Raw genomic sequence first — 9753 nt, forward strand, 5'->3', positions numbered from 1 at the left:
GGCCGTCAGTGCTCGCGGCCGGGTTCGAGCGCCGCGACGATCCGGGTCTCGAGTTGTTGGGCGGCCGGCGGCGGCACGACGATGAGGCCCTCGAGTTCGTCGCGCGCCTTCCGATAGGCGGCCTGCCGTTCGGCCGGGGTCGCGGCCTCGTCGCCGGCGATCGCGACGAGCCGGCGCGCCCGCTCCAGCCGCTCCCGCTCCACCGGTGAGAAGTCGGACTGCTTGCGACGACGTGCCTCCCGCTCGGCCGCGTCGAAGGCAGTCGCATACTCGCCGACAGCGTCGCGATACTCGGCGAACACCGCGGGGTCGAGCAGTTCATCGGGATCGGTGGGACGCAGATCATCGGCGCGCACCTTGGCCTTGTGAAATGCCAAGGTCAGCGGTTCGCGCAGATCGGTCATCATCGGGTACTGGATCAGGGTCGCGAGGTCGAGTTCGTAGCCGAACCAGCGGTCGTTCACGTCGTCGTGACGGGCGAAGGTCTTGGTGATCGCCGACCGGCTGGTCTGGGTGATCCGCAGTTGCTCGATCTGCGCGTTGGCCTTGATCCGCTCCAGCTCGATCTTGTCGCGGCGGCGCTTCTCGTTGTAGGCGGCGATCCGCGCAGCCCACCCCCCGACGACACCGCCGATCGGAAAGATCAGCCACCAGAAGTCGCCGGCGAAGTTCATCATGCCGCCCACGCTTCAACTGTACCGACGCCGTCATTTCACCGACCTACTCTGCTGGTATGGCCGACCCGAATGCCGAGCACCTCCATCCCGAATCCGTGCAGCAATGGCACGACTGGCTCGCCGATCACCACGACACCTCCGGTGGCGTGTGGTTTGTGTTCTGGCGCAGAGAGTCCGGTCGTGAGCCGCTCGACTACGACGAGGTGGTGCGCGAAGCCCTGTGTTGGGGCTGGGTGGACGGCCACACCCGCACGCTCGACGAGGATCGACGCAGCATGTGGTTCACCCGCCGCGGCCGCAACAGCGCCTGGGCGGCCAGCAACAAGGCACGCGTGGCCGACCTCCTCGCCGCCGGTCGCATGCAACCCGCCGGTCAGGCCGTCATCGACGAAGCGAAACGCCGCGGGCTGTGGAATCTGCTCGACGACGCCGAGGCCCTGATCGAATCGCGCGAACTCACCGCCGCGCTCGACGCCGACTTGGCGGCTCGCGCGAACTGGGACGCCTTCCCGCCGAGCGCCCGGAAGTCCGCGCTCGCCCAGATCGCCTTCGCCAAGCAGCCGGCGACGAAGACGAAACGCATCGCCACGATCGTGGAGAAGGCCGCCCGCAACGAACGGCCCTGACCCGAGAACCGTCCCTACAGATCCGGAATCGGCAGGTCGAGATTGGGTGCGATGATCCCGCCGTCGACCTCGAGGATCTTGCCGGTGACATACGCTCCGGCCGGCGACGCCAGGTAGAGCGCGGCCGCGGCGACATCCTCGGGGTCGCCGAGCCGCCGCATCGGGGTGGCGTTCTCGATGGCGTTTCGCATGTCCTCGTCGGCGGCGACGATGTCGAGTGCCGAGGTCGCGATCGCTCCCGGCGCGATGCCGTTCACTCGGATCTTCGGGTTGAGGTCCATTGCGGCAAGACGTGTGTAGTGCGCGAGCGCCGCCTTCGCGGTTCCGTACGCGGCGAACGCACGGCCGGGCAGACGACCCATCGTCGAGGTCATGTTGATGATCGATCCGCCGTCGTCGTTGTCCAGCAGGCGCGGGACCGCGGCCGTCACGAGTGCATGGGCAGTGGTGACGTTGAAGGTGAACGCCTCGACGAGGTGCTCGGGTGTGGTGTCGAGCAAGGGCCTCGGCATCGCGCCGCCGACGTTGTTGACGACGATGTCGAGCCGCCCGAACTCGTCGACCGCGGTCTGCGCCAGGCCGGCCGCACTGGCGGGATCACTCAGGTCGGCCACCACGACGTGGGCGCGTCGCCCGGCCGCGAAGACCCGGGCGGCGACCATGTCGAGGTCGGCCTGGGTGCGCGCGGAGATCACCACATCGGCACCCGCCTCGGCGAACGCGACGGCGATCGCCGCCCCGAGCCCGCGACCTGCCCCGGTCACCACGGCGACCTTGTCGTCGATACGGAATCTGTCCAGGATCACGCCCAGAGCATGCCACGCCGGACCCACGACGAGACCACGCTCTGTAGAAAATGCGGTCGGTCAGTAATCCCGTCCCGGCTCGACCACCGAGAGCAGGATCTCACCGGCGGCGAAACGACGCAGATTCTCCGCGAGGAACGGGGCCATGACGCGTGTCAGCCCCGACGCCGGGTTAGCCACGTGCGGGGTGATGATGACGTTGGGCAGCGACCAGAGCGGATCGTCGTCGGCGGGCGGTTCCGGATCGGTGACGTCGAGGGCGGCGCCGGCGATCTGACCGTCGCGCAACGCGGCGACCAGCGCATTCTGGTCGACGAGGGGGCCGCGCGCGACGTTGACGACCCAGGCGTGCGCAGGCAACGTCGCCAGGGACTTCGCGTTGATGAGGTGGTGGGTCTCGGCGGTGGCGGGGGCCGCGAGCACCACGTGGTCGGTCTGCCCCCAGACCTCGTCGGTTCGCGCCGACGGCAACGTCACCGCGGCGCCGTCGACGGGTCGTCCGGAACGGTTCACCGCGATGACTCGCGCACCCGAAGCAGTCAGTCGGGGGATGAGCGAGGCCGCGATGCCACCCGCGCCGATGATGGCGACGGTCGAGGAGTGCAGTGACCGCACGGCGGTGTCGATCGGCTGCTTGTCCCAGTGCCGCAGCACCGCGCTGTTGATCTGCCGCAATCCGGCGAGGAGCAGTGCGAGCGCATGTTCGGCGACGTTCTCGGCGTAGAAGCCGGACGCGTTGGTCCAGATCCGCCGGTTGTCGATGACACCTGCCGTCACGAAATCCTCGATGCCGGCGGTCTTGAGGGCCACCCATTCGACGTGATCCGGGAGGTCCGGGAACTCCGACGGCGGTCCGATCCACACGAGGATCCGGGCCTCGCCGAGGCCGACGATCCGAGCGCCCACCGATTGGACGGCCGCGGCCAGATGCTCGTCACGAGTGGGTTCGATGGCGACCTGCAGCGCGTCGCTCATCGTCGCGACCCCGCGATCTGGCGTGCGGCGGTCGTGGCGAGTTCGTCGGCGATCTCGTTGTAGTGATCGCCGTTGTGGCCCTTCACCCACTTCCAGGTGACCTCGTGGCGTTCCTCCTCGTCGACGAGGCGACGCCAGAGGTCGGCGTTCTTCACCGGTTTCTTGTCGGCGGTCTTCCAGCCGTTGCGCTGCCAGCCGGACACCCACTTGGTGATGCCGTTGCGGACGTAGTTCGAATCGGTGTAGATGACGACCCGCGACGGCTTGGTGAGGGCCGCGAGGCCCTCGATGGCGCCGGTGAGTTCCATCTTGTTGTTCGTGGTGTCCGGGTCGGAGCCGGAGATGCGCTTTTCGTGATTGCGATAGCGCAGCACCGCACCCCAGCCACCCGGACCGGGATTGCCCAGACAGGCGCCATCGGTGGAGATCTCCACGAGGTCGCCGCCGCTTGTTCCGGTGGAGGCATCGGACTGGGGGTGATTGAACACAGCTTCGGTCACTCATCGAAGGGTACTCACCCGCCCCTGCTTTCCCGTCGTCCGCGGGCGACCCGCTCGCCGAAAATAGGGGCAATTTCCCCATGTCGATCTGCTGCATATCGACGATCGTCAAATACGCCCGAAACACACGATCTGGGCACAACCTCGACCAACAGGAGTAGCACGATGAACATTCACGGGAAATCCCGACTACTGACCCGGGCTGTTGCCGCAACGGCGCCCGCCACGCTGGCGGTGCTCGGTGTCCTCGGCATGACCGCACCCACCGCAACCGCGTTGCCCATCAGCAATCTGCAGAGCGAATGCCGCCAGGCCAACGGCCAGTGGGTTGTCGAGTACAGCACCAACTCGACCGGTATCCGGTACGTGAGCGGTTACGAATGCTGGTACCGCGACATCAACGGCGACCAGTACGTCGATCTCTACGATCGCAAGGGTAACTATCAGGGCACCGGCTAGATAGGGTGTACGCATGCCGACCTGGGATCCGGACCGATACCTCCAATTCGCCGACGCCCGCGCCCGACCATTTCTCGATCTCATCGCACAGATTCCCACCAACCCCAGGATGATCGTCGATCTCGGTTGCGGTCCAGGCCATCTCACCAAGCACCTGCGCGCCCGCTGGCCGGACGCGCAGGTGCTCGGCATCGATTCGTCGGACAAGATGATCGATCAGGCCTTCCGAGACAACACCGACCCGCACGCGAACTACGACATCGCCGACGTCGCCACCTGGACACCGGATCAGCCGGTCGACCTCTTCGTCTCCAACGCGGTGTTCCAGTGGGTACCGCATCAGTTCGAGGTGATCGAGCGGTTGCTCGACCACTTGACCGACGGTGGCGTCTTCGCCGTCCAGGTCCCCGACAACAGCGACGCCCGGACCCACCGAACCCTGGCCGCGCTCGCCGAGGACCCTCGATTCGCCGAGCAGCTGTCGTCGGTGCAACGTCAGTCGGGACTCGGTGCCATGGAATACGTGACCTTCTTCAGCGAGCACGGCTTGGACATCAACGCCTGGTCGACGACCTACATTCACGTCCTGAACGGCGACGATCCCGTCTACCACTGGATCTCGGGAACGGGCGCACGTCCGTTCCTCGACGCCCTCGACGGCGAACTGCGCGACGAGTACATCGGCGAACTCAAGGCCCGGCTGAAAGACGCGTACCCCGAGGGTCCGTTGGGCACGGTCCTGCCGTTCCGTCGCAGTTTCGCGGTGGCCACCCGCCACTGATCCACGGTCACCGGGCGCCGCGATCAGCGTGCGCCCGGTCGGGCACCGGTGTAGACGCCTTCGGGCCGGAACCGAAGGCGGCGTTCGCCATACTCCTCCATTGCATGCGCCGTCCAGCCCGCCATGCGCGACAGCGCGAACATCGTCTCGGCCGCGTCCGGCCGCATCCGGTATTTCACCGCAACCGCCGCGAGTGCGAAATCCGAATTGGCGAAGGATGATTCGGGAAGAAGCCGCAGAATTGCGTCGACCGCCGGTAACACGCGCCGATCACCACCGCCGGTCCGTCCGAGCATATCGAGCAGTGCGTCCGCGCGCGGATCGCGGTGGCGGTACACCACATGCCCGGTTCCGGGGATGGGATCGCCGGCGTGGAGCTGTTGCGCGACCGCACCTTCCGGATCATCGAGCGCTCTCGAGAGGAACCGGAACGCCAGCGTCGTCGCGCCGCCGTGGACCGGACCGTCGAAGGCACCGAGTCCGGCCCCGAGTACGGCATAGATGCTGCCCCGGGCGCTTGCCGCCACCCGCGCGGCGACCGCACTCGCCGAGAGATCGTGATCGGCCAGCAGGACCAGGGCGGCGTTGAGCAGCGCCACCTTGCGCGCCGACGACACCTCGTCGGTCAGGCACGGCCACATCCGGGCGGCAATCGACCCCGTTCCTTCGCCGCCGAGGGCGTCGACGCACGCCGAGATGGTGGTGGCGGCCTTCGCCGCCACCGCCGGCCGTTCGAGGAGATGACGCAACGGATCACGCGCACCCAGCGCGTCGACGGTGAGCCGGATCAGGTCCAACCCGCGTGCCCGCGGACCGGCCAGCGCCGGCATCGAACGCCGCAGATCGTCGTCGAGACACCCCGTGGGCCAATCGGTCTCGACATCCCACAGCAGCGCGGCAAGTTCCTCGTAGGGCGTGCCATGCGCCAAGTCGACCGCATCGTGTCCCCGGTAGTAGAGATGATCGTCCTCGAGCAGGGTGAGCCTCGTGTGGATGCGTTCGACGACACCGGCCGGCGCACGGCGGGATCGGCCCGACGCGAGTGCCTCTACCTCGTCCACCGCGAACACACTGCCGTCCACCCCGTCGATGCGGACACTCGTGATGCGCCCACGGCTCACGTACGCGTAGACGGTGGTCACCTTGACACCGAGTAGACGCGCCACCTGCTCACTGGTCAGGTAGTCACGGCCGTCGTGACGGATCGGCTTCGGGAAACGTCGGGTGTGAGTGCGGGACACATATTGATGAAATCAACATTGACGAGCTGGATCAATACCGCGCATCGTGTGGTTACGACGGCGCGTAATCGACTGCCGCACCGGAAATCACCACACGGAGGACACCCGCCATGGAACAGCTCATCGCACCGGAGGGACTCGCGAACGTCATCGTCGCCGACACCGAGATCGGTGACGTCCGAGGCGACGAGGGCTTCTACCACTATCGGGAATTCTCGGCGATCGATCTCGCCCGCACGCGTACCTTCGAGGAGGTCTGGTACCTGTTCGTGCACGGCGAGCCCCCCGACGACGCGCACCTCGACGCCTTCCGTTCCGCGACGGCACCGTTGCGGGACCTGCCCGACGAACTCGGCAGCCTGCTGCGGACCGCGGCGCTGCTCGGCGACGCACGCGACACACTGGCCGGCCTGCGGACCGTGTTGTCGGCGGCCGGGCCGGCGACCGGTGCACGGCCACTGTGGGACAGCGACGCCGCGACGACCCGCCTCGACACGTTGCGGGTGGCCGCGCTGACCCCGACGATCCTGTCCGCGATCCACCGCATCCGGTCCGGCGAGGAGCCGGTGGCACCCGACCCCGATCTCTCTGTCGCGGCGAACTGGCTCTATCAGCTGTCGGGACGGCGACCCGACCCGCGACACGCACGCGCCGTCGAACAGTATCTGATCGCCACGATCGACCACGGTTTCAACGCGTCGACGTTCACCGCCCGGGTCATCGCGTCCACCGGCGCCGACGTGTACGCCGCCGTGTGCGGGGCACTGGGGGCCTTCTCGGGGCCGTTGCACGGCGGGGCGCCCGACCGTGCCCTCGACGCCCTCGACGAGATCGCCCGCCACGGCGATGCCACCGCCTGGGCACGCGAACAGATCGCGGCCCGGCGCCGGATCATGGGGTTTGGTCACGCCGTCTACCGCACCCGCGACCCCCGCTCGGAACTGCTGCGATCGATCGCGCTCGAACTGGGCGGGCCCGTCGTCGAGCAGGCCGTCGACGTCGAACAGAAGGTGACCGCGGTACTGGCGCAGGCCCATCCCGACCAGCCGCGTTACGCCAACGTCGAGTTCTATGCCGGCGTGGTGATGGACGCCTGCGGGGTCCCGCGCTCGATGTTCACGCCGACGTTCGCGGTCAGCCGCGTCGTGGGGTGGTGTGCGAACATCGCCGAACAGGCCCGATCCCGCAAGATCATCCGGCCTCGCGCCCGCTACGTCGGACCGCCGCCGCGGGTCGTCGGGGACCGCTGAACGATCAGCCGAGGGCAGGTACCGTACTCACTGGTGACCGATAACGCCTGCATCTCGGTTCGGGCCTCGACATGTGGACATCGGTTCATTTCTGCAACACTGGCAACACTGGTTCGTCGGGTCCGCAGGGGGGTACCTCCATGTTCAGATGGCGTCTGCTCGTCGCCGGTGCCACCGCCGTGGTACTCGCGACCACCGGCACCGCCCTGGCGTCGGCACCCGCGCACGCCTCGGTGTGCAACCCGTTGGGCCCCACCGGCGGTGACGTCGGCTCCACCGGGAGTTCCGGTTCCACCGACATCGGACTCGGCAGTGCCGACTACGGCAGCTACCGCGCCGACGGCAAGAAGCCCCAGATGCCGCTGCCCAAGCTGCACGGGGCGAGCACCGCGATCCAATGGGTGACCGGGCCGCGCAGCCCCAACCGCACCGACCAGCGCTTCTCCATCACCTCCACCGACGTCGGCGTGCCCTGGGACAACGGATCCGGCCAGGTGCTGATGGCCTTCGGCGACACCTGGGGCCGGTGTGCCGGGCAGATGGTGTGGCGACACAACACCATGCTGCGCAGCGACGGCAAGCCCGACCTCGACAAGGGCATGACCTTCCCCGACGCCATCCCCGGGTCGATCCGGTCCGGTGCGGCGGTCACACCGCAGCATCCGACCTTCGCGCTGCCCCTGTTCAACGCGATCGGCGTGCGCAACGTCGAGGTGGGCCGGATCCCGACGTCGGGGATCGCGATCAACGGCGTGCAGTACCTGAGCTACATGTCGATTCATCGCTGGACCGGGCCCGGGCGCTGGATGACGAACTATTCCGCGATCGCCGTCTCTCGCGACAACGGCCAGACCTGGACCACCGTCAACGACACCATCCGCGCGAACTTCGACGTCACCCTTCCCGGCGTACGCCAGGTCCAACAGGGTCACAGTCGATTCCAGATGGGCGCCTTCCTGCGGTCCGGCGACTACATCTACCAGTACGGCACACCCAACGGGCGCCGCAGTTCCGCGTACCTGTCCCGCGTCCGTCCGGCCGACATCCTGAACCTGAACCGCTACGAGTACTACCGCGGCGGGGGCGCGTGGTCGCCGCGGCCGGCCGACGCGACCCCGATCATCGGTCAGCCGGTCAGCGAGATGTCGGTGGCCTACAACAACTTCCTTGGCAGGTTCGTCATGCTGACCGAACGGACCGGGAACATCATGATGCGCACCTCCCCGTCCCCGGAGGGCCCTTGGAGCGCAGAGAAGGTGCTCATCTCGCCCAACCAGACCCGCGGGCTCTATGCGCCCTACATCCATCCGCACTCGTCGGGCCGGTTCCTGTATTTCGTCACGTCCCGCTGGGACGACTACAACGTGATGCTGGTCCGCACCGACCTGTCGAAGGTCCGGTAACCCGAGGAGAGTCATGCCGCGACGTGTCGTCCTGATCCGCGCGATCAACGTCGGCGGTGCGAAACTCCCGATGGCCGATCTGCGGGAGATGGCCGCCGAACTCGGCGCCACCGACATCTCCACCTACATCGCGTCGGGCAACCTGCTGTGCACGACGCCAGGCGCAACGGACACATTCGATCGGGGCCTCGAGGAGGCGATCACCGCACGGTTCGGTTTCGAACGCGAGGTGATCAGCCGATCACCCGAAGAACTCGCCGCGGCCCTCGACGCCCACCCGTTCCCGGTCCTCGAACCGAGGTTCTCCTACGTCTACTGCCTCACCGGCCGCCCGGACCCCGACAAGGTCGCCGCATTCGAAGAGCGCGGCTTCGGCGACGACGTGTTCACCGTGATCGGCAGCGATCTGCACATCCGCTACGCAGAGGGTGCCGGGACGTCGAAGCTCACCGCACCGGTGATCGCCAAGGGCCTGGGCGTGCAGGGCACCGGCCGCAATCTGAAGACGATCCGTAAGCTGATCGAACTCGCGGGCGGGTGAGGGTGCCCGGAGAGTTCACCCCGCCCCGCCCCGGTCGGGCCCACCCCGATCTGCCTCGGCCTCGGCCTCGGCCGCGTGGTGTCGCAGCATGCGGACACGCAGGGCGTCGTAGATCGGCGGCGACCGTAGCCCCGACGCGACGACCACCGCCATCGCCCCGGAGATCAGCATCGGGATGGTGACCGAGGTGATCGCGGTCATCTCGATCACCAGAACCAGTCCGGTGAACGGCGCCCGCACGATCGACGCGAACAGCGCCGACATCCCGACGATGGCCATGGCCGAGGTGAGGTCCTGCGGCAACCCGGGCACCACGGCGTCGGTGATCTGGCCGCCGATCATGCCCATCAGGGCGCCCAACGCGAGGATCGGGGCGAAGATGCCGCCCGATGTCCCCGCCGAATACGAGATCGGACCGGCGGCGAAGCGCACCGCAACGTAGAGGAATGCGGCCGGCAGGGCGATGTGCTGACCGGCCAGGATCGTCTGAGCGA

At 67.6% G+C, this 9753-nt stretch carries 12 protein-coding genes; 6 read left to right on the top strand and 6 right to left on the bottom strand.

The features are described 5' to 3' along the window. Positions 1-5 precede the first annotated feature (5 nt). The gene (locus GORHZ_RS02875) at positions 6-677 is read right to left on the bottom strand and encodes a hypothetical protein (protein ID WP_040529919.1); all 672 of its coding nucleotides are present in this window, start codon (positions 675-677) and stop codon (positions 6-8) included. A gap of 56 nt (positions 678-733) precedes the next feature. Here GORHZ_RS02875 and GORHZ_RS02880 point away from each other — a divergent pair, with 56 nt between their 5' ends. Further along, positions 734-1303: a YdeI/OmpD-associated family protein gene (locus GORHZ_RS02880; protein ID WP_006330267.1), complete on the top strand. Its 570-nt coding sequence runs from the start codon at positions 734-736 to the stop codon at positions 1301-1303. A 14-nt stretch (positions 1304-1317) separates the two neighbouring features. Here GORHZ_RS02880 and GORHZ_RS02885 read toward each other — a convergent pair whose 3' ends face one another. From GORHZ_RS02885 to rnhA, 3 genes are read right to left on the bottom strand one after another with little or no spacing between them, the layout of a single operon-like run. Then, positions 1318-2109 carry an SDR family oxidoreductase gene (locus tag GORHZ_RS02885; RefSeq protein WP_040529920.1) on the bottom strand — a complete coding sequence of 264 codons (792 nt, stop codon included), beginning with the start codon at positions 2107-2109 and terminating at the stop codon, positions 1318-1320. Between the two features lie 60 nt (positions 2110-2169). Further along, positions 2170-3084 carry an NAD(P)-dependent oxidoreductase gene (locus tag GORHZ_RS02890; RefSeq protein ID WP_006330275.1) on the bottom strand — a complete coding sequence of 305 codons (915 nt, stop codon included), beginning with the start codon at positions 3082-3084 and terminating at the stop codon, positions 2170-2172. Beyond that, positions 3081-3572, bottom strand: coding sequence for a ribonuclease HI (gene rnhA, locus GORHZ_RS02895; RefSeq protein WP_006330276.1), 492 nt, complete (start codon positions 3570-3572; stop codon positions 3081-3083). The genes GORHZ_RS02890 and rnhA overlap by 4 nt, the downstream gene beginning before the upstream one ends. Before the next feature lie 177 nt (positions 3573-3749). Between rnhA and GORHZ_RS02900 the strand changes: the two genes are divergently transcribed. After that, positions 3750-4043: a hypothetical protein gene (locus GORHZ_RS02900; protein ID WP_006330277.1), complete on the top strand. Its 294-nt coding sequence runs from the start codon at positions 3750-3752 to the stop codon at positions 4041-4043. Positions 4044-4056: 13 nt separating this feature from the next. After that, positions 4057-4824: a methyltransferase domain-containing protein gene (locus tag GORHZ_RS02905; RefSeq protein ID WP_006330278.1), complete on the top strand. Its 768-nt coding sequence runs from the start codon at positions 4057-4059 to the stop codon at positions 4822-4824. 23 nt (positions 4825-4847) lie between these two features. Here the strand turns inward: GORHZ_RS02905 and GORHZ_RS02910 are convergent, their stop codons facing one another. Then, on the bottom strand, positions 4848-6065 hold the full coding sequence (locus GORHZ_RS02910) for a citrate synthase (RefSeq protein WP_006330279.1): 1218 nt from the start codon (positions 6063-6065) through the stop codon (positions 4848-4850). Positions 6066-6175: 110 nt separating this feature from the next. Here GORHZ_RS02910 and GORHZ_RS02915 point away from each other — a divergent pair, with 110 nt between their 5' ends. From GORHZ_RS02915 to GORHZ_RS02925, 3 genes are all read left to right on the top strand, one after another. Beyond that, a complete protein-coding gene (locus GORHZ_RS02915; RefSeq protein ID WP_006330280.1) occupies positions 6176-7315 on the top strand; it encodes a citrate synthase in 1140 nt (379 codons plus the stop codon). A gap of 140 nt (positions 7316-7455) precedes the next feature. After that, complete coding sequence (locus GORHZ_RS02920) at positions 7456-8718, top strand: glycoside hydrolase family 183 protein (protein ID WP_006330281.1); 1263 nt, start codon at positions 7456-7458, stop codon at positions 8716-8718. Positions 8719-8731: 13 nt separating this feature from the next. Beyond that, positions 8732-9259 (top strand): DUF1697 domain-containing protein, encoded by a 528-nt coding sequence (locus GORHZ_RS02925; RefSeq protein ID WP_006330282.1) that lies wholly within the window; start codon positions 8732-8734, stop codon positions 9257-9259. A gap of 15 nt (positions 9260-9274) precedes the next feature. Here the strand turns inward: GORHZ_RS02925 and GORHZ_RS02930 are convergent. Continuing rightward, on the bottom strand, positions 9275-9753 hold a 479-nt coding region (locus GORHZ_RS02930), incomplete at its 5' end, for a chloride channel protein (protein ID WP_006330283.1).

The sequence above is a fragment of the Gordonia rhizosphera NBRC 16068 genome, from assembly GCF_000298195.1.
Classification (GTDB): Bacteria; Actinomycetota; Actinomycetes; order Mycobacteriales; family Mycobacteriaceae; genus Gordonia; species Gordonia rhizosphera.

Bases quoted from the DNA above. Each gene is read 5' to 3' on its own strand.
- GORHZ_RS02905 (WP_006330278.1), top strand. From the start codon at position 4,057: ATGCCGACCTGGGATCCGGACCGATACCTCCAATTCGCCGACGCCCGC.
- GORHZ_RS02880 (WP_006330267.1), top strand. From the start codon at position 734: ATGGCCGACCCGAATGCCGAGCACCTCCATCCCGAATCCGTGCAGCAA.
- GORHZ_RS02875 (WP_040529919.1), bottom strand. From the start codon at position 677: ATGATGAACTTCGCCGGCGACTTCTGGTGGCTGATCTTTCCGATCGGC.
- GORHZ_RS02900 (WP_006330277.1), top strand. From the start codon at position 3,750: ATGAACATTCACGGGAAATCCCGACTACTGACCCGGGCTGTTGCCGCA.
- GORHZ_RS02925 (WP_006330282.1), top strand. From the start codon at position 8,732: ATGCCGCGACGTGTCGTCCTGATCCGCGCGATCAACGTCGGCGGTGCG.
- GORHZ_RS02890 (WP_006330275.1), bottom strand. From the start codon at position 3,084: ATGAGCGACGCGCTGCAGGTCGCCATCGAACCCACTCGTGACGAGCAT.
- GORHZ_RS02915 (WP_006330280.1), top strand. From the start codon at position 6,176: ATGGAACAGCTCATCGCACCGGAGGGACTCGCGAACGTCATCGTCGCC.
- GORHZ_RS02920 (WP_006330281.1), top strand. From the start codon at position 7,456: ATGTTCAGATGGCGTCTGCTCGTCGCCGGTGCCACCGCCGTGGTACTC.